The organism is Rhizobium phaseoli (assembly GCF_001664385.1).
GTDB lineage: Bacteria > Pseudomonadota > Alphaproteobacteria > Rhizobiales > Rhizobiaceae > Rhizobium > Rhizobium phaseoli.
In genome coordinates this window covers 4,486,942-4,511,368 of record NZ_CP013532.1, presented here as the reverse complement: position 1 = coordinate 4,511,368, position 24,427 = coordinate 4,486,942, and the positions used below count along the sequence as shown (strand labels likewise).

17 protein-coding genes and 1 pseudogene are annotated in these 24,427 nt (G+C 62.1%); 10 read left to right on the top strand and 8 right to left on the bottom strand.

Going from position 1 to position 24,427, the window contains the following annotated elements; genetic code table 11:
• The first annotated feature begins 52 nt into the window (after nt 1-52).
• Together AMC88_RS21610 and purH are read left to right on the top strand one after the other, a co-directional pair.
• Nucleotides 53-1,726 (top strand): heparinase II/III family protein, encoded by a 1,674-nt coding sequence (locus tag AMC88_RS21610; protein WP_064825778.1) that lies wholly within the window; start codon nt 53-55, stop codon nt 1,724-1,726.
• 72 nt (nt 1,727-1,798) lie between these two features.
• Nucleotides 1,799-3,415: a bifunctional phosphoribosylaminoimidazolecarboxamide formyltransferase/IMP cyclohydrolase gene (gene purH, locus AMC88_RS21605; protein ID WP_064823024.1), complete on the top strand. Its 1,617-nt coding sequence runs from the start codon at nt 1,799-1,801 to the stop codon at nt 3,413-3,415.
• 27 nt (nt 3,416-3,442) lie between these two features.
• On the opposite strand, the gene AMC88_RS21600 is transcribed toward purH, so the two are convergent.
• The 3 genes from AMC88_RS21600 to AMC88_RS21590 are packed head-to-tail and all read right to left on the bottom strand — an operon-like array spanning nt 3,443 to nt 9,890.
• The gene (locus tag AMC88_RS21600; protein WP_064825777.1) at nt 3,443-4,831 is read right to left on the bottom strand and encodes an MFS transporter; all 1,389 of its coding nucleotides are present in this window, start codon (nt 4,829-4,831) and stop codon (nt 3,443-3,445) included.
• 24 nt (nt 4,832-4,855) lie between these two features.
• Nucleotides 4,856-9,628, bottom strand: a complete 4,773-nt coding sequence (locus AMC88_RS21595) for an NAD-glutamate dehydrogenase (RefSeq protein ID WP_064825776.1) — start codon at nt 9,626-9,628, stop codon at nt 4,856-4,858.
• 13 nt (nt 9,629-9,641) lie between these two features.
• Nucleotides 9,642-9,890 (bottom strand): hypothetical protein, encoded by a 249-nt coding sequence (locus AMC88_RS21590; protein ID WP_012485664.1) that lies wholly within the window; start codon nt 9,888-9,890, stop codon nt 9,642-9,644.
• A gap of 15 nt (nt 9,891-9,905) precedes the next feature.
• Between AMC88_RS21590 and pdxY the strand changes: the two genes are divergently transcribed.
• The 3 genes from pdxY to AMC88_RS21575 all read left to right on the top strand — a co-directional run bounded on the left by pdxY (nt 9,906) and on the right by AMC88_RS21575 (nt 13,209).
• The gene (gene pdxY / locus AMC88_RS21585; RefSeq protein WP_004675229.1) at nt 9,906-10,781 is read left to right on the top strand and encodes a pyridoxal kinase PdxY; all 876 of its coding nucleotides are present in this window, start codon (nt 9,906-9,908) and stop codon (nt 10,779-10,781) included.
• 71 nt (nt 10,782-10,852) lie between these two features.
• Nucleotides 10,853-11,494 carry a carbonic anhydrase gene (locus tag AMC88_RS21580; RefSeq protein WP_004675231.1) on the top strand — a complete coding sequence of 214 codons (642 nt, stop codon included), beginning with the start codon at nt 10,853-10,855 and terminating at the stop codon, nt 11,492-11,494.
• A gap of 95 nt (nt 11,495-11,589) precedes the next feature.
• Nucleotides 11,590-13,209, top strand: a complete 1,620-nt coding sequence (locus tag AMC88_RS21575) for a GGDEF domain-containing protein (RefSeq protein WP_012485663.1) — start codon at nt 11,590-11,592, stop codon at nt 13,207-13,209.
• Nucleotides 13,210-13,260: 51 nt separating this feature from the next.
• On the opposite strand, the gene AMC88_RS21570 is transcribed toward AMC88_RS21575, so the two are convergent.
• From AMC88_RS21570 to AMC88_RS34605, 3 genes and pseudogenes are all read right to left on the bottom strand, one after another.
• Entirely contained in the window at nt 13,261-14,085 is an 825-nt protein-coding gene (locus AMC88_RS21570) for a lytic murein transglycosylase (RefSeq protein ID WP_004675237.1), read from the bottom strand.
• Between the two features lie 167 nt (nt 14,086-14,252).
• Entirely contained in the window at nt 14,253-15,287 is a 1,035-nt protein-coding gene (locus AMC88_RS21565) for an aspartate-semialdehyde dehydrogenase (protein WP_012485662.1), read from the bottom strand.
• A gap of 112 nt (nt 15,288-15,399) precedes the next feature.
• A pseudogene (locus AMC88_RS34605) lies at nt 15,400-15,629 on the bottom strand (hypothetical protein).
• Nucleotides 15,630-15,697: 68 nt separating this feature from the next.
• Here AMC88_RS34605 and AMC88_RS21555 point away from each other — a divergent pair.
• The 5 genes from AMC88_RS21555 to AMC88_RS21535 all read left to right on the top strand — a co-directional run bounded on the left by AMC88_RS21555 (nt 15,698) and on the right by AMC88_RS21535 (nt 22,215).
• On the top strand, nt 15,698-17,452 hold the full coding sequence (locus AMC88_RS21555; RefSeq protein ID WP_041683813.1) for an alkaline phosphatase: 1,755 nt from the start codon (nt 15,698-15,700) through the stop codon (nt 17,450-17,452).
• 210 nt (nt 17,453-17,662) lie between these two features.
• A complete protein-coding gene (locus AMC88_RS21550) occupies nt 17,663-18,124 on the top strand; it encodes a hypothetical protein (RefSeq protein WP_012485659.1) in 462 nt (153 codons plus the stop codon).
• A gap of 7 nt (nt 18,125-18,131) precedes the next feature.
• A complete protein-coding gene (locus tag AMC88_RS21545) occupies nt 18,132-18,824 on the top strand; it encodes an ABC transporter ATP-binding protein (RefSeq protein ID WP_012485658.1) in 693 nt (230 codons plus the stop codon).
• Nucleotides 18,821-20,092 (top strand): ABC transporter permease, encoded by a 1,272-nt coding sequence (locus AMC88_RS21540; RefSeq protein WP_064825775.1) that lies wholly within the window; start codon nt 18,821-18,823, stop codon nt 20,090-20,092. The genes AMC88_RS21545 and AMC88_RS21540 overlap by 4 nt, the downstream gene beginning before the upstream one ends.
• A gap of 236 nt (nt 20,093-20,328) precedes the next feature.
• Nucleotides 20,329-22,215: an MFS transporter gene (locus AMC88_RS21535; RefSeq protein WP_012485656.1), complete on the top strand. Its 1,887-nt coding sequence runs from the start codon at nt 20,329-20,331 to the stop codon at nt 22,213-22,215.
• A gap of 39 nt (nt 22,216-22,254) precedes the next feature.
• On the opposite strand, the gene lpxE is transcribed toward AMC88_RS21535, so the two are convergent.
• A complete protein-coding gene (gene lpxE, locus AMC88_RS21530; RefSeq protein WP_029531860.1) occupies nt 22,255-23,007 on the bottom strand; it encodes a lipid A 1-phosphatase LpxE in 753 nt (250 codons plus the stop codon).
• Nucleotides 23,008-23,212: 205 nt separating this feature from the next.
• On the bottom strand, nt 23,213-24,325 hold the full coding sequence (gene leuB, locus AMC88_RS21525) for a 3-isopropylmalate dehydrogenase (protein ID WP_010024973.1): 1,113 nt from the start codon (nt 24,323-24,325) through the stop codon (nt 23,213-23,215).
• Nucleotides 24,326-24,427 lie beyond the last annotated feature (102 nt).

Genomic DNA, 24,427 nt, shown 5'->3' with positions numbered 1-24,427 from the left:
ATCGGCCGCTTTTCACCTATTCTTAACCACGAGGGTCAATAGACAATAGAATATGCAGTCCGGTCGGCGTTTTGCGAGCATGTATGTTCGGGAAGCTTGGCGGCGCGCCTTGCGCCGCGTCGCGTTGCTGCGCCTGAAGATCTTTCGCCATTCGATCAAGGTGCCCGAGCGCCTGATCGTTGCGCCGACCGATCTTCGCGGCATCGATCCGCATGTGGCCGACGAAATTCTGAACGGGCGATTTCTGCTGGCCGGGCGCATGCTGGAAACGAACGGCAAATCGCCCTTCACCTTCACCCTGCCCTCGCGGCCCTTCGCGACCCGCCTCCACAGCTTCGGCTGGCTGCGGCATATGCGCGCCCACAAGACGGAACGCAGCGCCTCCGCCGCCCGCACGATCGTCGACAGCTGGCTCTCGATCCATGCCGGCCGCATGGAAGGAATTGCCTGGGACACCGACGTCACCGCCCAGCGCGTCATTGCCTGGCTGTCGCATTCGCCCGTGGTGCTGCAGAACGCCGACCGCGGCTTTTACCGGCGCTTCATGAAATCGCTGGCGTTTCAGGTGCGCTTCCTGCACCGCATGGCGCCCTACACGCTCGGCGGCCTGGAGCTGTTTCGCCTGCGCATCGCGCTTGCCATGGCCTCCGTCGCCATGCCGGCCCGCGCATCCACACTCAGAAAAGCGGCGCAGGCGCTCGACCGCGAATTCGATAGCCAGATTCTGCCGGATGGCGGCCATATCTCGCGCAATCCGCGCGTCGGCCTGGAACTGCTGCTCGATCTGCTGCCGCTCAGGCAGACCTATGTCAATCTCGGCCATGATCTGCCGCAGAAGCTGATCTCCGGCATCGACCGCATGTATCCGGCCTTGCGGTTCTTCCGCCATCAGGATGGGGACCTGGCGCTTTTCAACGGCGCGACCTCGACGCTCGCCAACGAGCTGATGTCGGTGCTGAGATATGACGAGACCGCCGGTCAGCCGTTCAAGGCTTTGCCGCAGTCGCGCTATCAGCGGCTTGCCGGAGGCAAGACAATCATCATTGCCGATACCGGCACGCCGCCCTCGGGCGGCGCGCTGCGCACTGCACATGCCGGCAGCCTCTCCTTCGAGATGTCGTCAGGCCGCCATCGCTTCATCGTCAATTCCGGCTCGCCGAAATTTGCCGGGCACCGCTACGTGCAGATGGCGCGCACGACCGCGGCGCATTCGACCGTCATCCTCAACGACACCTCGTCCAGCCGCTTTTCCCTCTCGCCCTTCCTCAACCATGCGATCACCGAACCGGTGCGGACGGTGACCGTCGAGCGTGTGGAAACGGAGGATGGACGCGACGGCATCAAGCTCAGCCATGACGGTTATGTGAGAACATTCGGCGTGCTGCACGAGCGTGAGCTGACACTCAATGCCGCGGGCTCGATCGTGACGGGCCACGATCGGCTGGTCGTCCGCGAGGGATATGACAGCGACGAGCCCGTAAAGGCGGTCGCTCGGTTTCATATCCATCCTTCGATCGTGCTGCAGCAGAGTGACGGGGAATCGGTGCTGCTGACGGCGCCGGATGGCGAAAGCTGGCTATTTTCCGCCCCCGGCAACGAAGTGCTGATTTCCGAGGACATTTTCTTCGCCGACAGCTCCGGCATTTGCGGCTCGGACCAGATCGAGATCGACTTCGATCTCGCCCAGAAGACGGAAATCCGCTGGTTTTTATCCCGCAAGGGGTAGCGCCTGTTTGCGCGGCGGCGAAGCTGTGCTAACGCGGCGCAAGCAGAACCGAAGCCCGAACGGAGAAAGTTCATGGCCGTCATTTCCAAGAAAATCCCCGCCCCGGACAAGGTCGAAATCAAGACCGCGCTCCTCTCCGTCTTCGACAAGACCGGCATCGTCGAGCTCGCCCAGGCCTTGTCTGAACGAGGCGTGCGCCTACTGTCGACCGGAGGCACCTACAAGGCGATCGCTACCGCCGGTCTCGCCGTCACCGATGTCTCCGACATCACCGGTTTTCCGGAGATCATGGATGGCCGGGTCAAGACGCTGCACCCGACCGTGCATGGCGGCCTGCTGGCGATCCGTGATGACAGCGAGCACCAGGAAGCGATGAAGAAGCACGGCATCGAGGGCATCGATCTGGCCGTCATCAACCTCTATCCCTTCGAAGAGGTGCGCGCGGCCGGCGGCGATTATCCGACGACCGTCGAGAATATCGATATTGGCGGTCCGGCGATGATCCGGGCATCGGCCAAGAACCACGCCTATGTGACCATTCTGACCGATCCCAACGATTACGCCGAGTTCAAGGAGCAGCTTTCGGCCGATGCCGGCAAGACGGCTTATGCCTTCCGCCAGCGCATGGCCGCCAAGGCCTATGCCCGCACCGCGGCTTATGACGCTGCGATTTCCAACTGGTTTGCCGAAGCTCTGTCGATCGACACGCCGCGCCACCGCGTCATCGGCGGCGTGCTGAAGGAAGAGATGCGCTATGGCGAAAACCCGCACCAGAAGGCCGCCTTCTACGTGACCGGCGAGAAGCGTCCCGGCGTGTCGACGGCTGTCCTCCTCCAGGGCAAGCAGCTCTCCTATAACAACATCAACGATACCGACGCCGCCTACGAGCTGGTCGCCGAGTTTCTGCCGGAAAAGGCGCCGGCCTGTGCCATCATCAAGCACGCCAATCCCTGCGGCGTCGCCACCGGTTCGAGCCTGGTCGAAGCCTATCAGCGGGCGCTTGCCTGCGATTCCGTTTCCGCCTTTGGCGGCATCATCGCGCTCAACCAAATTTTGGACGCCGAAACAGCCGAAGAGATCGTCAAGCTCTTCACCGAGGTGATCATCGCCCCCGATGTTACCGAAGAGGCAAAGGCGATCGTCGTCCGCAAACCGAACCTCAGGCTGCTGTCGGCCGGCGGCCTGCCCGATCCGCGCGTTGCGGGGCTGACGGCGAAGACCGTTTCCGGCGGTCTGCTTGTCCAGAGCCGCGACAATGGCATGGTCGAGGATCTGGAGCTCAAGGTCGTCACCAAGCGTGCGCCGACGAGCCAGGAGCTCGAGGACATGAAGTTCGCCTTCAAGGTCGGCAAACACGTCAAATCGAATGCCGTGGTCTACGCCAAGGACGGCCAGACAGCCGGGATTGGCGCCGGCCAGATGAGCCGGGTCGATTCGGCCCGCATCGCCGCGCTGAAGGCCGAAGAGGCCGCCAAGGCGCTCGGCCTTGCGGTTCCGATGACTAAAGGTTCGGCCGTTGCCTCGGAAGCTTTCCTGCCGTTTGCCGACGGGCTCCTGTCGATGATTGCCGCAGGCGCGACGGCGGTCATCCAGCCGGGCGGCTCAATGCGTGATCAAGAGGTCATCGATGCCGCCAATGAACACGGCATTGCCATGGTCTTTACCGGCATGCGCCACTTCCGGCACTGAAGAAGTGTCGGAAATGACCGGGCATTCCTATGCCCGGTCGGCCGGGTAGGGCGTGCGGACCAACAGTACCAGACCGCCGGCGAGGAACAGGACCAGCGTCGCCATTCCGAGCCGCGATGAGCCGCTGATATAGGTCACCAGCGAGAAGAGCAGCGTCGCCATGAAGCTCGTGGCGCGCCCTGACAGGGCGTAAATGCCGAAGTAGCGGCCGGCTTCCTCCAGGCTGACGCTGCGGGCGAGATAGGAGCGCGACGAAGCCTGCACCGGCCCGAAGGCCAGCCCGATCAGCAGGCCATAAAGGATATAGGCCTTTTCCGCCGCGGTGCCGAAGAGGCCGCCGGAATCGGTTGTCGGCAGCGCCATCAGGCCGAACAGCGTGTAGCCCGGCCCGGTCGAGATGATGCCGATGGTGGCGAGAAGCAGCATGGTAAGGCTGATGACGACGGTCACCTTCGAACCGACGCCCTTGTCGATCCGGCCGGCGATCAGGCAGCCGAAGATGGCGACAACGTTGAGGATGATGCCGTAAAGGCCGATCTCGATCGTCGCCCAGCCGAACATGCCGGCGGCAAAGACGCCGCCGAGGATCAGCAGGCCGTTGACGCCATCCTGATAGATCATGCGGCCAATCAGGAATTTCAGGATGCCGCGCCGCTCTTTCAGTTCGCCGAGGGTGTTTCTGAGCTCCCGCAGGCCGGCGCGGATGGCGGTGCCGAAGGGCAGGCCTCTGCCGACATCGGGCGTGAAGAAGAACATCGGCAGGATGAAGATCAGGTACCAGACGGCCGAGATCGGCCCGGTGATGCGCGCATCCTGGCCAGTCCTGGGATCAAGGCCAAAGAGAGGATCGAGGCCGAGAATCGTCTTGCCGCTTTCCGGGCTTGCCGCCAGAAGCGTGACGACGGCAATCAGGACGATCATGCCGCCGAGATAACCAAGCCCCCAAGCGGTGTTGGAAAGCCTGCCGACCTCGTGCTTGGCGACCAGCCGCGGCATCATCGAATCGTTGAAAACGATCGAAAACTCCGCCGAAATCGAGGCGAGGATCATGAAGATCACGGGATAGAGGACCGGTGAGCCGGGGGCTGCGAACCACAGGCCGAAAAGACTGGCGATCTTGATGATCGCGAAGAAACCGATCCAGGGCTTGCGTGCACCGGACTGGTCGGCGATCGAGCCGAGAACGGGCGAGAGCAAGGCGATGATCACCGAGGAGATCGTCGCCATGTTGCTCCACATTGCCTGAGCCGACACCGGGTCATCGGTCAGGCGCGAGACGAAATAAGGCCCGAAGATGAAGGTAGTGACCACCGTGAAGAAGGGCTGCGCCGCCCAGTCGAAGAACATCCACCCCCAGATGCCCTTCTCCGTGGCCTTTGGCGGCTGCGTCCCTGTCCAGTCAATGCGATTCAACATCCGCTCCTTTTTTGGCGGACTGTCTCACCTCGCCCGGTCGCGCGCAAGATCGGTCAGGATGCCTGCGGCCACGGTAATGCGCGCAAGATTGGGGTCGCCGCTATCGCTGAGGCTCGAAAGTTCCTCGACGATCCGATTGATGCGGACGCGATCCTGCGCATGCCAGGCCTGGACGGGCAGCTTCTCCTTGCCGTGGTCCGAAAGGGCCGAGATGACGATGTCGCGCCGGGCGCTGGCGATCTGGTCGATGCTGCGGGCAAGGGCCAGGTTTTCGTAGTGATCGGAGGTGAGGATCCGGCCGCCGGCCGCCAGCAGCCGGGCGATCCGGAAGGTCTTCGACACTGCAAAATAATTTTCGGCCGCACGCACCAGCGGCTCGCCGGTGCGCTCGGCAATCTGCATAATCTCCGGCACCAGCGCGAAGCTCTGGAGGTTGGCGATTTCGGCCGCGAGCTTTTCCGGTACGCCCGCCTGGGCAAATTCTGCCTGCCGGGCCGCGGCATCGCCGGCCGCCTGTTCGGCGAAAGCCGGCCTCAGCTTCTTCAGGGCTGCCTGCAGTCGGCTAATGACCTCGGCCATGTCCGCCCTGGTCATGGCGGTTTTCAACAGCAGGCGCGTCAGCACGATAAAGCTGTGGCTGATTTCCTCGTAGATGCGGTTCTGCAGCTCGCCCGAAATTTTGCCATCAAGCGCATCCGTCTCGGCCCAGAGCCGGGTGAGGTCGAAACCGTCGCGGGCAACGATTGCGGCGCGCACCACTTCTGGCGCAGAAGCCGCCGTCGCGTCCATCATGGCGACGGTGAAGCTCGGCCCGCCGCGATTAATCGCTTCGTTGGCAAGCACGGTTGCGACGATCTCTCGCCGCAAGCGATGGCCGGCGATATCGCCAGCGTTCGACTTCTGCATCTTTACGGGGAAATAATTCGACAGCGTCGCGGCAAAATAGGGGTCGTCGGGCAGATCGCTGGCGGTGAGCGCATCGAAGAGCACGATCTTTGCGTAGGACACCAGAACGCCGATTTCCGGCCGCGTCAGCGGCTTGCCGGCGGTATAACGTTCGGCGAGGGTCTGGTCGTCGGGCAAGGTCTCAACCTTGCGGTTCAGCTGACCGGCGGCCTCGAGCACGCTCATGAAGCGGCCGAGTTCCAGGCCGTTCGCAGTGCCCTTGCGCTCCGTCAGCGAGATCGCCAGCGATTGGAGGTAGTTGTTGCGCAGCACGAGGGCTGCCACTTCGCCGGTCATCGACGAAAGCAGCTGGTCGCGCTTTGCCCGCGTCAGCCGCCCATCATGCATGGCCGCCGCCAGCGCGATCTTGATGTTGACCTCGACGTCCGAGGTGTTGACGCCGGCCGAGTTGTCGATGGCGTCGGAATTGCAGCGCCCGCCGTTGAGACCGTAGGCGATACGGCCCTTCTGGGTGACGCCGAGGTTTGCACCCTCGCCGATCACCTTGGCGCGGACCTCCGCCGCGGTAATGCGGATCGGATCGTTGGCGCGATCGCCGACTTCGGTATCGGTTTCGGACGACGCTTTCACATAGGTGCCGATGCCGCCAAACCACAACAGGTCGACCGGGCTCTTCAGGATCGCCGTCATGATCTCGAAGGGTGTCGCCACGGCTTTGTCGATGCCGATCGCAGCGACTGCTTCCGGCGTCAACGTCACCGATTTTGCCGCGCGGGAAATGATCATCGCCCCTTTCGAAAGCACGCCCTTGTCGAAATCCTGCCAGCTCGAGCGCGGCAGATCGAAGAGCCGCTGACGTTCTGCCAGCGTCTTTTCCATGTCGGGATCAGGATCGATGATGATGTCGCGGTGGTCGAAGGCGGCGACGAGCCGAATCTTCGGCGAGAGCAGCATGCCGTTGCCGAAGACGTCGCCCGACATGTCGCCGACGCCGGCGACGGTGAAGGGGGTCGTCTGGATGTCGATGTCCATTTCGCGGAAATGGCGTTTGACGGTTTCCCAGGCGCCGCGGGCGGTGATGCCCATCTTCTTGTGGTCGTATCCGGCCGAGCCGCCGGAGGCAAAGGCGTCGTCCAGCCAGAAACCGGCTTCCTGCGCCAGCGCATTGGCGGTGTCGGAGAAGGTTGCCGTGCCCTTGTCGGCAGCGACGACGAAATAGGGGTCGTCGCCGTCAAGCCTCACCGTATCTGCCGGCGGCACGATCTCGGACCCGGAGATATTGTCGGTGATCGACAGCAGGGTGCGGATATAGGTCTTATAGGCCTCGCGGCCGGCGTTGAAGATTTCGTCGCGGCTGCCGCCGACGGGAAGCTTTTTCGGGTAGAAGCCGCCCTTGGCGCCGACCGGGACGATAACGGCGTTCTTCACCTGCTGCGCCTTGACGAGACCCAGCACCTCGGTGCGGTAATCCTCGGCGCGGTCCGACCAGCGCAGGCCGCCGCGCGCCACCTTGCCGAAGCGCAGATGCACGCCTTCGACCTCGACGCCGTAGACGAACATCTCGCGGAAGGGTTTGGGCTGCGGCAGACCGTCGACCAGATGCGGATCGAGCTTGAAGGCGAGCATCGCTTTCGGCGAACCGTCGGGGTTCTTCTGGAAGTAATTGGTCCGCAGCGTCGCGTCGACGATGTTGACGTAGCGGCGCAGGATCCGGTCGTCGTCGAGGCTCGGCACCTCGGCAAGCTCGGCTTCGATCGCCTGGTGCAGCTCGGCGAGCTTCTTCACCCGGGCCTTCTCCTGAAGCTTGGGATCGAGCGTATCGTGGAACAGCCGGAAAATGGCGGCGGCGACGCCGGGATACTTGTCGAGCGTCGTTGCGATATAGTCCTGCGAATAGGCGATGCCGGCTTGGCGGAGATAGCGCGCATAGGCGCGCAGCACATTCGTCTCACGCGCCGAGAGCCCGGCCGAAAGGATCAGCCGGTTGAAGCTGTCATTGTCGATCGTGCCGGCGAAGGCGGCGACGAAGGCTTCCTCGAGGGCGGCGCCATAACGGTGCAGGTCGATGTCGCGGCCGTTGCGAGTCTCGAGCTCCATGTCGTGCAGCACGACGAGCTTGGTTTGGCCGTCGGCGGGCATTCCGATATCGAAGGTGCGTTCGCTGACGACATTGAAGCCGAGATTCTCGAGAAGCGGCACGCGCCGTGACAGCGCCAGCTGGCCGCCGGCATGGAAGATCTTCAGCGAAAGGATACGGCCCTGGTCTTCCTGGCGATGATAGAACTGGATGCGCAGCGGCTCGCCGGCGGCGCAGGCGCCAATATCGGCGAGGTCCGCCACGGTTTCCTCCGGCGTGAAGGAATCCTGGAAGGCCTGGTCGACCGATATTTTCGGCGCCTTCGGCCCGGCCAGCACTTCGAAGCGGTCGTCCCAGCGGGCGGTGATTTCGCGGATCGTCTGCTCCAGCTTGGCTTGCGGAATGCGCGGCGTCTTGCCGCCGGATCGGCCGATGATGAAATGCACGCGCGCCACGCCGCCTTCGGGAAAAGCCGGGTAATAGGCGGAGACACGGCCGTCATAGACGGTCTTCAGATAGGTGCCGATCCGTTCGCGCACGATCGAGTCATATTCCTCGCGCGGCACATAGACGATCACCGAGACGAAGCGGTCGAAATGGTCGATGCGCGGCAGGGCGCGCACGCGCGGCCGGTCGGCCAGATCGTTGATCTGTTCGGCAAAGCTGGCAAGCAGCGTCGTGTCGATCTGGAAAAGATCGTCGCGCGGATAAGATTCCAGCGTATTATCCAGCATGCGGCCCGAATGGCTCATCGGGTCGAAGCCGAAATGCTCCTTAACCTTCTCGATCTTGGAGCGCAGCAGCGGGATTTCCGAGGCGAGCGACGTATAGGCCGTCGAGGTGAAGAGGCCGACGATGCGCAGTTCGCCGGTGACGTTGCCCTCGGCGTCGAAACGCTTGACGCCGACATAATCCATATAGGCACGGCGATGGACGATCGATTTCACGTTCGCTTTGGTGACGATCAGGAAGTCGGGGCCGTCGAGAAAGGCCAGAATCTCGGGCGTCGTCGTCACGGCATCCTTGCCGGTGCGCAGCACGAGAACGTCGGGATTGGACAGAATGCCGAGGCCGGCCCCCTTGTCCCGCTCGACCTTGGCGTCGGCGCCCTTGCCGGAATAGACATATTCGCGCATGCCGAGGAAGGTGAAATTCTCATCGCGCAGCCAGCTCAGGAAGGCGATCGCCTCGGCGTGTTCGGCCTTTCTGCGGCCCGCGCCGTTGGCAGCGAGCTCGGCGATCACGCCGTCGAGCTTGGAAAGCATCGGCTTCCAGTCCGAGACCGATAGGCGGACCTGTTCGAGCACGGTTTGGATCCGTTTGACGAGATCGGCCGCCTGGCTGGAATTGAGCGGCGCGATATGAAGCTGGATATGGCTGACGCGTGTGGCGGGATCGCTCGGCTGGTCGGCGGAATAGAGCGTAGGCGCCTTGTCCTTTTCCATCACCAGGATGGGATGCACGGCCATGAAGAGATCGCGGTGGGTGCTCGTCACTTCGCCCATGACCGATTCATAGAGAAACGGCATATTCCGGTCGGTGACCGAAAGCACCGAGACGGCAATGCCGTCAGGCGCAACACCGCCGATGGTGTCGATACTGACGCGCGGGGTCTTGCCGTTCCAGGCGGCAAGTTCTCTTGCCGAATGCACGGCAGAAAGCGCCAGCATTTCAGGTGTGTAGCGTTCGAGATCGTCATTGCTTGCCCGGCCGAAGAGAATTTCCGGATCGAGATGGGCCTCGCCCGTGGTCTTGGCGATCTGTCGTGCGCCTTCGATCTGTTTTTCTCGCTTCGGATTGTTTCTGACAGCCATGGATCGCCTCCCGCTATGGACTGATTTTCTGCAAGCTAGCAGAAGACTCTTCGAAAAAATCTCTAAAATAGGGACCAGCGGGATGGTTTTGGTGCTTTTTTGACGCCGGAAATGGGAAATTGTCGGAGATTTTTCCGATTTCGTAGCCAAAACCAACGTAGACGGACCTGTTTTCGTTTTTTCTACCGCCGCACATTTCCATGCCCGCATGAAGAATGGTTGACAGCGTGGCGTCAAAAATATCATCAAACGCCATCATCATGCGGACCTTGATACCATGTCGGAAAATGCAGCGGGCGCAGTCATCGTCATCTCCAGCCATGTCGTGCGTGGCTCGGTCGGCAACCGGGCGGCGGTTTTTGCGCTGGAGACGCTCGGCCATCCGGTCTGGGCGCTGCCGACCATCGTTCTGCCTTGGCATCCCGGCCATGGCCGTTCGACGCGGCTGACATTTGCTGAAGCCGACTTCGACGCGGCGATCGACGATCTGATCCGTGCGCCCTGGATCGGTGAAGTCCGAGCTGTGCTTTCAGGCTATTTCGGCAATGCCGCCCAGGCGCGCTCCGTCGCCCGGCTGATCGCTGCGCTCCGGCAAAACAATCCCGAACTGCTCTATGTCTGCGATCCCGTGATGGGTGACCTCGGTGGCCTATACGTGCCGGAAGCCACTGCCGAGGCCATTCGTGACCATCTCATCCCGCTCGCCTCGGTGGCGACGCCGAACCGCTACGAGCTCGCCTGGCTGTCGGGAGCAGCGCTCGACGACAACAGTGCGATCATGGAGGCGGCGCTGGCGCTCGGGCCGTCGCGCATGCTCGTCACCTCGGCGGTGCCGATGATGGCGGGTGGCACCGGCAACCTCTACCTTTCCGGCCGTCACGCGCTTCTTGCCGAGCACCGCGTCGTCGACAATCCGCCGAATGGTCTCGGCGACCTGCTGGCTGCGGTTTTCCTGTCGCGCCTGCTGTCCGGCCTCGAGGATGAAAAGGCCTTGCAGCTTGCCACTGCCAGCGTGTTCGAAGTGCTGGCGCGAGCCGTCAAGCGCGGCAGCAACGAGTTGATGCTGGCAAGCGACGCGTCCAGTCTTTCGACGCCGATGGCCATGGTGCAGATGCGCCGGCTCGTGCATCCGGCGCAGCGACGGAAAAAATGATGCATCTACCAGGATGCTCATTTTGCGGTGCAGCAGTTGATCTTGTCTTCGGCCCGCGCTAATCCAGAAGCATGCAGCGTTTTCCAAACACCCTTCTGGACGGTTATCGCAACTTTATGAACGGGCGTTATGCCGATGCCCGCGACCGGTATCGGCAACTCGCCGAAAACGGCCAGAGCCCGAGCACGTTGGTGATTGCCTGTTCGGATTCACGGGCGGCTCCCGAGCTGATTTTCGATGCCGGTCCGGGCGAGCTTTTCGTTATCCGCAACGTCGCCAATATGGTGCCGCCCTACGAGCCGGACGGTCACTTCCATTCGACATCGGCGGCGCTTGAATTTGCGGTACAGGCACTGAAGGTCACGGATATCGTCGTGATGGGTCATGGCCGCTGCGGCGGCATCCGTGCCGCACTCGATCCCAATGCCGAGCCATTGTCCCCCGGTGATTTCATCGGCCGGTGGATGTCGCTGGTCAAGCCGGCCGCCGAGCAGATCCAGAGCAATGACGTGATGACGGCGGCCGAGCGGCAGACGGCGCTGGAACGTGTTTCTATCCGCAACTCGATCGACAATCTCAGAAGCTTTCCCAATATCAAGGCGCAAGAGGAAGCGGGAAATCTTCATCTCCACGGCGCCTGGTTCGACATATCGACGGGTGAACTCTGGGTTATGGACGCCGAGACGCGTGACTTCATTCGTCCCGAGATCTGAGGGCCCGACGGGTTTATCAGTTTTTTAAGGATTGTTGTTAAGCTCCCGGAATTGGTCGCGCACGAGCGACGTCTTGATCACCGTGGCGATTGGCGATGAAGTTCGAAACCATCAAAAAGGTTATCCTGGCGGCTATCATGCTGCCCTTCGTGTTCATGCTGATCGAAGGCGTCGTCGTCATCCGGACTTCGGTCAACCATTACAGGAATCTCGAGAAAGACCGACAATTCGCTGACGTGCTTGCCCGCGGCGGGTCCATCGCCGCAACCGAGATCCTCAGCGAAATTGGTGCCACGCGCGAATATCTCGCTTACCCCAGCAGCCGGACTGCAATCGACATGCAGCGAAGCCGGGCGACGCTCGATGACGAACGTCGGGCCTTCTATGCCAGCCTGCCTGCCCGCGATGTGCTCGACGAAGGGCTCGTCGGTGAATTATCTGCTCTCAGCCTCGCCTATAGCCGCATCGTCGCCGCCCGAAGTGCAGTCGACCAAGGCCGATATAACGGCAGCGATCCCGGTTCCATCTACTGGTACGCGGCCCTCAAGCAGCTTGCCGTCGTCGATGCTCTCTCCCCGCTGATCAACGATCCTGTGCTGCTCGAGAAATCGAACCAGCTGATGGGCATCATGCTGACCTACTACGGCGAAAGGCTGATCACCGGCATCGGCACCCGTTACCTCGACCGCGGCCCTTCCGCCAGATTTCCGGTGGAGTTGTTCGTGCAGGGAAAAGTAATGATCGGCGAGGGCATGGATCACATGGTCTTCCACTCCGCGACGCCGATCGAGCGCGATATCGTCAGCTATCTCGGTCGCAGCAGCCAGGTGAAGGCGAATGCCATCACCGATGCGATCCTCGCCGGATCGCGGCCGACGCGCGCAGTTCATGACGTCTGGGCCGCGGCGCAGAACGAGCGCATGAGTTTCCTGCAGCAGAAGATGATCGAGGCCGCCAGAGACATTCATGACACCGGCGAGAACTATTCGACGCGTTCGCACCTGCACTTGACGCGGATTCTGGCGCTGTGTGCTGGTCTGCTGATCCTCGCCACTTTGGTGTTGGTGCTGGCGGCACGCGGTCTGCGCCTGATCGACCGGCTGACGCAGGATCGCGAGGCGCTGGTGGGGGAGTTGCGCAACGCTGCCCAGACCGACCTCTTGACCGGCCTGTACAACAGGCGCGGCTTCGAGGTCGCCGCGTCGGCGCTTCTTACCCAGGCCGAACACGGATCGCGCTGGATATCCGTCGTGCTGTTCGATCTCGATCATTTCAAGAAGATCAACGATCTCAACGGTCATGACGCCGGCGACGCCGTGCTTCGCCATGTCGCGGGCGTCGCGCGCGAGAATTTCCGTTCCTTCGATCTGCTGGTGCGTCACGGCGGCGAGGAGTTCCTGGCGCTTCTGCCGGATTCGACGCCAGACGGCGCTGCAGTCGTCGCCGAGCGAGTGCGGCTGGCGATCGAGATGGCGGAAATCGCTTTACCGAGCGGCGAGCGGCTCAAGGTCACGGCGAGTTTCGGATGTGCCGGCCGGGCAAACGACGGCGCAAGCCGGAACTTCGAGGATCTTGTCAAACGCGCAGATCTGGCGCTTTACGCCGCCAAGGCCTCCGGCCGCAACTGCGTCGTTTCGGGGCCGGTCGTGCCGGCTCCGCCGCAGGAGGAGCGCCGCAAGGCGGCTTCTGGCGGTGGTTTCGATTCCCGCCTATGAAAAACGCCGCATATAGCAGCGGCGTTTCGCAGGGTCGTTGTCTATGCAGGCTTATCTGCCGCCGTCGATCTGCTGGCCGATATAGGCAATCGCCTGCTGATAGACGCTGGCAGCGTTCCAGCCCTGGATGGCAACGAAATTCGGCTCTCCCGGCTGATAACCGGCGCCGGCCCGCCAGCCATGGCCCTTGAGAAAATTGGCGGTCGAGGCCAGCGCATCGGCGCGGGAACCGACCATGTCGACACGACCGTCACCATCGCCGTCGGCGCCGAAACGCACGACGTTCCTCGGCAGGAACTGCGTCTGGCCGATTTCACCATGGGCGGCGCCCTTGGCCTGCGGGCTCAGATACCCCTCCGAGACGAGCTGGAGCGCGGCATAGAGCTGGTCGGTGAAATAATCCGAACGACGGCAGTCATAGGCAAGGGTCGAAACAGCCGACAGCGTGTGCTGATTACCCATATAGCTGCCAAAACCGGTCTCCATGCCCCAGATGGCGATCAGCGGGCCGGCGGGAACGCCGAAGCGACGCTCGATCGAGGCAAAAAGCGCCTGGTTGGCCGCCTTCATCGAACGGCCGCGGGAAATGACGGCGGCACCGCCGCGCTTCTGCATGAAGGCGTCGAAGGACAGCTTGAAGCTTTTCTGGCCGCGGTCGGCGGCAATCGTCGGCTTGTTGTAGTTAACGTTGGCGAAGGCACGGCTGAGCACCGACTGGCTGACGCCGTTCGCGGCTGCCGTCTGTTTGAAATCGGCGACCCAGGCGTCGAAGCCGGCACTGGTATTGCCACATTGCGGTCCTTGCGCGAACGCCGGAACCGCATGGAGGACGCCGATTGCCGCAGCGGCCGCCAGAAACAACTTTGTCATGCGCATTGAGAAACCCCGCTCTCGATCTGCATAGCTTTTAGGCGGGCAAGAGAATGCCAGTCACCCGCGATTTTGTCACGATCCTTTTAGCGAACGCTTATACATCTGTATTTGCTTGGAAAAGCCCCGCTCATCGAGCAGGGGCTTTAACAGCTTAGGGTTTACAAATGGTATCAGGCGGCCTGCTTGCGCGGTTTGACCAGGCCACGATTGACCAGCAGCTCGGCGATCTGAATGGCGTTCAGCGCCGCGCCCTTGCGCAGGTTGTCGGAAACCACCCACATATTGAGGCCGTTTTCGACCGTCGCATCCTCGCGGATGCGCGAAATATAGGTCGCGTCTTCGCCGGCGGATTCGTAAGGCGTGATGTAGCCGCCGTTCTCGCGCTTGTCGATGACGAGGCAGCCCGGTGCATCGCGCAGGATGTCGCGGGCCTGGTCGGCGGTGATTTCGTTTTCGAATTCGATGTTGACCGACTCCGAATGGCCGATGAAAACCGGTACGCGCACCGCGGTGCAGGTCACCTTGATCTTCGGGTCGAGCATCTTCTTGGTCTCGGCCAGCACCTTCCACTCTTCCTTGGTGTAGCCATCTTCCATGAAGCTGTCGATGTGCGGGATGACGTTGAAGGCGATGCGCTTGGTGAACTTCTTGTTCTCGATCGGATCGGCGACGAAGACGGCGCGGGTCTGGTTGAAGAGTTCGTCCATGCCGTCCTTGCCGGCGCCGGAGACCGACTGGTAGGTCGAGACGACGACGCGCTTGATCTTGGCGAAGTCATGCAGCGGCTTCAGCGCCACCACCAGCTGGGCGGTCGAGCAGTTCGGATTGGCGATGATGTTGCGCTTGGTGAACTGGCTGATGGCATCCGGGTTCACTTCCGGCACGATCAGCGGCACGTCGGCGTCGTAGCGCCAGGCCGAGGAATTGTCGATGACGACGCAGCCCTGCTGGCCGATCTTCGGCGAAAATTTCTTGGAAACCTCGCCGCCGGCCGACATCAGGCAGATGTCGGTGTCGGAGAAATCGTAGTTCTCCAAATTGGAGACCTTCAATGTCCGGTCACCGAACGACACCTCGGTGCCCTGCGAACGCGCCGAGGCGAGTGCCACGACCTCATCGGCGGGAAAGCCTCGTTCGGAGAGGATGTTGAGCATCTCCCGACCGACATTTCCGGTCGCTCCCGCAACTGCTACTTTGAAACCCATTTCTCAAGCTCTCTTTCTCTTCTCTCCTCTTGTCCGGTGAGGGGGAAAGGCGCGACGGATCGCGTCTTCCTGTCCCCAGCCGAGCCGGGGAGAGAGCGGCAGGCCAGAGACGTCAGACGGTTTTCGTCGTCGTTTTGGCCTTGGTTTTGGCAGAAACCGGAACGGCAATATCCACCCCGGCAACTCGTGCCCGGTCATTGCATGCGGCAATGGCGTGTTCGTCGTGAACCATGGAGATTCCTTTTCCGCTGTTGCTCTTAGAAGGTTTTCCACAGGAGTCAAGGTTTTTGCGTCGGCGCTCGCAGGCGGAAGGAGCGGTGTCGTCCTGCGGCGTTTTGTCATGCCGCTGTCATCACCCGGGGGTATCCCGGCCCGGTTGTTAATATCTGCACCGAAAACGGGGGTTTTCCATGCGTATGCTTCTCGCCGCCTTTGCGGCCACCACCATTCTCGCCGGCGCCGCTCAGGCGACGACGGTCTATCCGCTTGATCGCGCGACGATCCTCGCCGGCTCGCCGTTCGACTTCAAAGTCGAGCTCGACAAGCAGGTTAAGCCGGAAGACGTGAAGATCACCGTCAACGGCCAGGATTACAAGACCGTCCTCGGTGGCGAAGCGCAATTCATCGAATTGGAAAAGGGCAAGGAAGACAAGCCCCTCGGTTCCGCTCTGCTGCTGCGCGGCCTGAAGATTTCCGCTCCCGGCGCCTACAAGGTCGAGGTCGCTGCCGGTGACGCAACGAAGTCCGTCACCTGGAACGTTTACGAAACCGCCGGCCAGCCGAAGGCCAAGAACATCATCTTCCTGCTCGGCGACGGCCTTTCCGTCGCCCATCGCACTGCCGCCCGCATCATGTCCAAGGGCATGACCGAAGGCAAAGCGAATGGCCGCCTGAACATGGACGATTTCGATCATATGGCCTTCATCGGCGTGTCGTCGACGAACGCCGTTGCCACAGACTCGGCCAACACCATGTCGGCCTACATGACGGGCCACAAGACGGCCGTCAACGCGCTCGGCGTTTATGCGGACCGCACGCCGGCCTCGCTCGATGATCCGCGCGTCGAAACCATTGCAGAAGCCGTTCGCCGCATGACCAAGAAGTCGATCGGCATCGTCGCGACGGCTGAAGTAGAAGACGCCACGCCGGCTGCCGTTGTCTCTCACACCCGCAACCGCAACGACAAGGCGGACGTGGTTGGCATGCTGCTCGAGGTCGAGCCGGAAGTTCTGCTCGGCGGCGGCTCGGCCTATTTCCTCGGCAAGGAAGTCGCCGGTTCCAAGCGCAAGGACAACCAGGATTACATCAAGCTGTTCCAGGATGCCGGCTACAAGCTCGCGACCGACAAGAACGAGCTTGCCGCCAATGCCTCGGCTGATGGCAATCTGCTCGGCCTCTTCCACACCGGCAACATGGACGTCACGCTTGATCGCGAATTCCTGAAGAAAGGCACCGTCGACAAGTTCCCGAACCAGCCGGGTCTCGTCGACATGACCAAGGTTGCGCTCGAGCGCCTCGCGAAGAATCCGGATGGTTTCTTCCTGATGGTCGAAGGTTCCTCGATCGACAAGATGTCGCATCCGCTCGATTGGGATCGCGCCGTCTTTGAAACCATCGAATTCGACCAGGCGATCGGCGTTGCCCGTGAATTCCAGAAGGCACATCCCGATACGCTAATCGTCGTCACCGGCGACCACACGCACGGCGTCTCCATCATCGGCACCGTCGATGACGAGAAGCCGGGCACGGAAATGCGCGAAAAGGTCGGGACCTATGCCGAAGCGGGCTTCCCGAACTACAAGGACGAAAACGGCGACGGTTACCCCGATAAGGTCGATGTCAGCCGCCGCCTCTTCCTCGCCGCCAATAACGGCCCGGATCATTACGAGACCTTCCGCCCGAAGCTCGACGGTCCGTTCGTTCCGGCTGTCCAGAACGAGAAGAAGGAATATGTCGCCAACGAGCAGTATAAGGATGTTCCCGGCGCGGTCTTCGTCCAGGGTAATCTCCCGAAGAGCAGCGAGAGCGGCGTCCACGCCGTCGACGACGTCGTTCTGCAGTCGGCCGGCCCGGGCGCTGAAGGCTTCCATGGTTACATGGAACAGAGTGATGTCTATCGCGTGCTTGCCGACACCTTCGCGCTCGGCGCCAAGCAGACGAACTAATCTCTAGATGCGGATGATTTTAGGCCGGATCGGCCTAAATCTGAATCCGCATCTAATCGAAAAAATAGAGCATGATGTCGTCCGAAAACCGCTCACACTTTTCGGCATCATGCTCTGGCCGATCCCGCAAGGCCGCTTGCCGGCCTTGCGTCTTTTGTCGATCATGGTCCCGGCCGTTCAGCGGCCGGGATTTGTTTCCCGGAGGTCGCCATGGACATATTCTCTTCGCTGCATCTCAGCCGCCGCCGGCTGATCGGCGCTGCCGTTGCGCTTCCCCTTGCCGCTTCTATCGTTCGCGCCGCCGACGCTTCGCTGAGTTTCGACGAACTCTATGGCAAATACGGCGTGCTCGGCCTCGAATTCTCCGACAAGGTGAAGCGCCTTGCTGGCCAGGAAATCAGTATGAGGGGTTTTATGGCGCCACCCCTCAAGGCCGAGGCGCAGTTCTTTGTGCTCACCGAAGTGCCGATGTCGCTCTGCCCCTTCTGCTCCTCGGACGCGGACTGGCCCGACAATATCGTCGTCATCTATCTCGGCGAAAAGCAGACCTTCGTGCAGCCGCGCCAGGCGATCGAAGTGCGCGGCACGCTGGAATATGGTTCCTGGACGGATCCGGAAACCGGCTTCGTCAGCCTGCTGCGCATCCGCCAGGCCGAATATTTTGCCGTGTGAATCCGACATGCTCGCGCTCGATATCGAAAACCTTGACGTTACCTTCCCCGGTCTCGCCTCGCCCGCGCTGGCGATCGGCCGCCTGTCGATCGATGCCGGCAGCAGGGTCGCGATCACCGGGGCGTCCGGCTCCGGAAAGAGCACCTTCGTCAATATCGTTGCCGGCCTGGAGCGGACGCGCCGGGGCCGCATCCGCTGGAACGGCGAGGATATCGCCGCTTTTTCGGAAAGCCGGCGCGACCGGTTCCGCGCCGCCAATATCGGCCTGGTGATGCAGGAGTTTCATCTTTTCCCGGGTCTTTCGGCACTTGAAAACGTGCTACTGCCCGCCCGGCTTGCCGGCGCTGCCACGGCCGCTCTCATCGAGCGGGCGCATTCGCTTTTGAACACGGTCGGCCTGTCCCGCCCCCGCCAGACGATCGAGACCATGTCGCGTGGCGAAATGCAGCGCGTGGCGATCGCCCGTGCGCTGCTGCGCAAACCCGGCGTCATCATCGCCGACGAGCCGACCGCAAGCCTGGACGCCGAAAGCGGCGAGGCTGTGGGCGATCTCATCCTCGATCTTGCCGTTGCCGAAGGCAGCACGCTGATCATCGTTTCGCACGATCAGCGCCTCGCGGGCCGCCTCGACCGGCGCATCATCTTCGGCTCCGGCCGGATCAAAGAGGATTCCGCTGCGACGGCGGGAGAAGCTGCATGATCCGCTTCATCCTTGCCGATCTTCGCCGCCTCTGGGCGGGATCGCTGGTCGTCGTGCTGCTGGTGGCGCTTGCGACCGCGCTCGGCGTTTCCGTCGTCCTGCAGGAGCGGGCGCTTCGGCTCGGCAGCGCGCGCGCCGCCGACAAGTTCGACCTTGTCATCGGCGCCGGCGGCAGCGAGACGCAACTCGTGCTGTCCTCCGTTTTCCTGCAGCCCTCGCCCCTGCCGCTGATGCCGGGCGAGGTGCTTGCCAGGCTTGCCGCCGATCCCCGTGTCGATTGGGCGGCGCCGATCGGCTTCGGCGATTCTTTCTCCGGCTATCCGATCGTCGGCACGACGGTGATGCTGGCAGACAAATTGTCCGGCGGCTTTGCCGAGGGCAAGGTTTTCGCGCATGAGGGAGAGGCGGTAATCGGCTCCGCGGTCAGGCTCTCGCTCGGCGATGAAATCAAGCCGATGCATGGTTCGGCCGAAGAAGGGGGCGAGACCCATACCGAACTCGTCTATCATGTCGCCGGCCGCCTGCGGCCGACGGGCACGGCCTGGGACCGGGCCATTCTCGTTCCCATCCAGGCCGTCTGGCATATTCACGGGCTGGAGGCGAACGAGCGTTCGGAGGGCGCCGAGGCGGCCGGACACGATCACGCTCGGGACGGCGGCGATCACGACGAGCACGAGCATCACGGCAAGCTCGACCCGGATGCCGCGCTCAACGAGACCTGGACGGCAGATACGCCGGGCCTTCCGGCCATCCTCGTCAAGCCGAAGACGATCGCCGCCGCCTATAAGCTCCGACAGGACTACCGCAGAGGCAATACTGTCGCCGTCTTTCCCGGCGAAGTGCTGACCAATCTCTATGCCACGCTCGGCGACGCCAAGCAGATCCTCGTGGCGGTCGCTTCCGGCGCGCAAGTGCTGGTCGCAGCCTCGCTCGTGCTCGTCACGGTCATCCACATCGGCCAGCGCCGCCGCCAGATCGGCGCGCTCAGAGCTTTCGGCGCGCCGCGCGGAGCGGTCTTCGGCATCGTCTTCCTGGAATTCTTTTTCCTGGTGGCGGTCGGCATCGCACTTGGATTCGCACTCGGTTTTGCTGCAGCGCTGATCTTGTCCGGCCTATTCTCCGAGACGAGCGGCATCGCCATGCCGGTCGGATTTTCCGGCGAAGATGCTGGACTTGCGGCCGTGCTGCTTGCCTTTGCCGCCATTCTCGCCGCATTGCCGGCGGTGCTTGCTTATCGGCAATCGCCGGCCCAGGCGCTGAGAGCCTAGCAGTTCCACCGTCACGGCCTGAAGACCCTCTGAAATTCTATTGCCGAAGAGGGGCCGACCGGCAGCCGGACCGGCAAGACAAAGCCTGCCGTCATTAGACTAAAGTCATAATCCCAAAGCATCCCTCTTTTTGGTCGGCCGTTTCTGGCACACTCTCGTCAGGCGTGTCGCGGCCAGGGGTATGCTTGAGGAGAGCAGGCCGCCCGCGTTGCTCATCACTCTGTGGAGGACAGACAATGGCAAATGTCGCAAGCATCGACGGCGCGAAGGCCGGTCCGATGACCGGCGAGGAGAAGAAGGTCATCTTCGCCTCTTCGCTCGGCACCGTTTTCGAATGGTATGATTTCTATCTCTACGGTTCGCTCGCCACCTATATCGGCGCGACCTACTTCACCCAATATCCCGAGGCGACCCGCAACATCTTCACGCTGCTCGCCTTTGCCGCCGGCTTCCTGGTGCGTCCCTTCGGTGCGCTGGTGTTCGGCCGTCTCGGTGATCTCGTCGGCCGTAAATACACCTTCCTGGTGACGATCCTGATCATGGGCATGTCGACCTTCCTCGTTGGTATCCTGCCGGGAGCCGCCAGCATCGGCATCGCCGCTCCGATCATCCTGATCGGTCTGCGCCTGCTGCAGGGATTGGCGCTCGGTGGTGAATATGGCGGTGCGGCAACCTATGTCGCCGAACATGCGCCGAACGGCCGGCGCGGCTATTTCACCTCCTGGATTCAGACGACGGCAACGCTCGGCCTGTTCCTGTCGTTGATCGTCATCATCGTGGTTCAGTCGCTGATGGGGCCGGTTCAATTCGCTGCCTGGGGCTGGCGCATCCCGTTCCTGGTGTCGGTCGTGCTGCTCGGTATTTCGGTCTGGATTCGCCTGAAGATGAACGAATCGCCGGCGTTCCAGCGCATGAAGGCGGAAGGCAAGGGCTCCAAGGCGCCGCTAACCGAAGCGTTCGGGCAGTGGAAGAACGCCAAGATCGCACTCATCGCGCTGCTCGGCGCCACCATGGGCCAGGCGGTCGTCTGGTATGGCGGCCAGTTTTATGCGCTGTTCTTCCTGCAGAACGTGCTGAAGGTCGACCTCTTCTCGGCCAATGTCATGGTCGCTATTGCCCTCTTCCTCGGCACGCCATTCTTCGTCATCTTCGGCGGCCTCTCCGACAGGATCGGCCGCAAGCCGATCATCATGGCGGGCCTTCTCATCGCGGCGGTGACCTATAATCCGCTGTTCAAGGCGATGACCTGGACGGCAAACCCGGCACTTGCCGAAGCGCAGGCCTCGATCCGCGCGACGGTCACGGCCGATCCGGCGGACTGCAAGTTCCAGTTCAACCCGACGGGCACGGCGAAATTCACCAGCTCCTGCGACGTTGCGACGGCGTTCCTGACCAAGAACTCGGTGCCTTATGACGTCGTGCCCGGCCCCGCCGGACAGCCGGCGACGGTGAAGGTCGGTAACGCGACCGTTTCGAGCTTCGACGCCGCTGCCGCCGGCGACAAGGCAAAGGGCATGACCGCTGCTTTCGAAAAGGGCGTCAACATCGCTCTTCACGATGCCGGTTACCCGCTGAAGCGCGGCGTCGCCAAGGTGCCGGATGCCAAGCTCGATGCCTTTATCGCCGCCAATCCGGAACTGGCGCTCAATGCCGAGGCCGTGCGCGCCGGCGAGAAGGAAACCATGCCGGCAGCCAAGTTGGTCGAAGGCAAGCTGCTGACGGCGGATGAGGCCAATGGCGTCACCGACATGGCGGTCTACAACATCGCCAACGGCGGCACCTTCGCCATGGTTGCCGACTCGGCCCGCGTCAACTGGATCGGTACGATCGCCATCCTGTTCGTCCTGGTGATCTATGTGACGATGGTCTATGGCCCGATCGCGGCCCTGCTGGTAGAGCTCTTCCCGACCCGCATCCGCTACACTGGCATGTCGCTGCCTTATCATATCGGCAACGGCTGGTTCGGCGGATTGCTGCCGGCGACGGCCTTTGCGATGAGCGCTGCGGCAGGCGATATCTATTACGGTCTCTGGTATCCGATCGTCTTTGCGGCGATCACCCTGGTGATCGGCCTGATCTTCCTGCCGGAAACGAAGAACAGGGATATCCACGCGATGGATTGATCCGCCGCAGGTGAGACGCTTGAATAAACAGCCCGGCGCTCACAAGGCGCCGGGCTTTTCTATGTCAGGGAAAAGCCGTTTTGCGATCGGCCAGCCGTCCGGAGCCTGCTTGAAGAGCAGGCCGCAGCGGGCATAGACGATCGCCGTCAGCAACGAGAACCAGCCGCCGAAGGCAAGGCCGGCGATGACATCGCTCGGATAATGGGCGCCGACCATGACGCGCGTCATGCCGAGCCAGATGGCGCAGGCGATGAACAGGACGCGGTAACGCGGGAGCAGCAGGGCGGAGGCGGCGAAGAAGGCGCCAACCGTGGTGGAATGGCCGGAGGGAAAACTTTCGAAAGCGGCATGGCCTGAAAAAGGCGTGAAGGAAAACATGCCCAAATCGTGGAAATGATCGGGACGCGCCCTGCCGATCGCCCGCTTCAGCAGATTGGCGAGGAGACCTGAGAAGACCACGGTAGTGAAGAGATAGGCGCCGATCCAGCTGACATAGAGCGCCTGAGCCCTGGAGCGTGCCGTCTTCAAAAGTTTGTAGCCGGCCCTGCCCTGAAAGAAGAGCAGGATGCTGGTGTAGATAAGCCAGGCGGAATCGCCGAATCCGGTCAGAGTCTGGCCGAGTTGTTTCACCGGCGCGGGAAATTCGCTGGCGCCGATCGGCGCATCGAAGAGCAGCATGGAAAGGATCACGGCATTGAGCGTGATGAAGAGGCAGGCCTGCCAGCGCAAAGGCGGCATGCCGACGCCGTTGCGGCGCCAGCGCCTGTCCAGGGAAGCCCAAAATGCCCGCATTCCATCGTCCGTTCGAATGTGCATGGCCGAAAATCGATGCCAGTTCTCGGTCGTGCGCTCGTGAAATCCGGCGCAAAAATACACGAGATTGTGGCCGAGGATAGTCCGCTTCGGAGAATTCGACCAAGCGGTGCGGCCGCCGACCTCAGATAAAAGGCCCTCCGCATGGAATGCGGAGGGCCGGTACTGTTTCACGTGAAATATATCAGGCGGAAAGCGTCTTGAACTCGGCAAGGATCGCATCGCCCATCTCGACGGTGCCGACCTGCCTTGCGCCCTCGGCCATGATGTCGCCGGTGCGGATGCCCTTGTCGAGCACGTTGGCGATGGCCTTTTCCAGGTCGTCGGCTTCCTTGACCAGATTGAAGGAGTAACGCAGGCACATGGCGAAGGAGGCGATCATGGCGATCGGATTGGCGATGCCCTTGCCGGCAATATCGGGGGCCGAGCCATGCACCGGCTCGTAAAGCGCCTTGCGCTTGCCGGTCTTGCCGTCCGGCGCGCCGAGCGAGGCCGACGGCAGCATGCCGAGCGAGCCGGTCAGCATCGCGGCGACGTCGGAGAGCATGTCGCCGAACAGATTGTCGGTGACGATGACGTCGAACTGCTTCGGCTGGCGCACCAGCTGCATGCCGCCGGCATCGGCGAGCATATGTTCGAGCTGGACGTCGGAATATTTCGCCTTGTGCGTCTCGGTCACCACCTGGTTCCAGAGCACGCCCGACTTCATGACATTGCGCTTTTCCATGGAGCAGACGCGGTTCTGGCGCGTGCGGGCCATTTCGAAGGCGACACCGGCGATGCGTTCGATCTCGTAGGTATCGTAGACCTGCGTGTCGATGCCGCGCTTCTGGCCGTTGCCGAGATCGATGATTTCCTTCGGCTCGCCGAAATAAACGCCGCCGGTCAACTCGCGGATGATCAGGATATCGAGGCCTTCGACCAGTTCCGGCTTCAGCGACGAGGCTGAGGCGAGCGCCGGATAGCAGATGGCGGGGCGCAGGTTGGCGAAGAGCTGCAGGTCCTTGCGCAGGCGAAGCAGACCGGCTTCCGGGCGCACCTCATAAGGCACGCTATCCCATTTCGGGCCGCCGACGGCGCCGAACAGAACGGCATCGGCGGCAAGTGCCTTCTGCATGTCGGCTTCCGAGATCGCCGCGCCATGTGCATCATAGGCGGAGCCACCGACGAGGCCTTCGTCGGTGACGAAACCGGCATTCATCGCCTCGTTCATATAGGCGATGATCTTGCGGACCTCGCCCATCGCCTCGGGACCGATGCCGTCACCCGGCAGCAGGAAAAGATTGCGCGCTGTCATGGAGCCCTCCTGGAAAAACAAGCTGCGGCTTCTTAGACCCCGGAAATGGGCATTTCAAGCGAGAGAACGGGTGAATCGGTACGCTTCGCTCTCAGCGCCGAT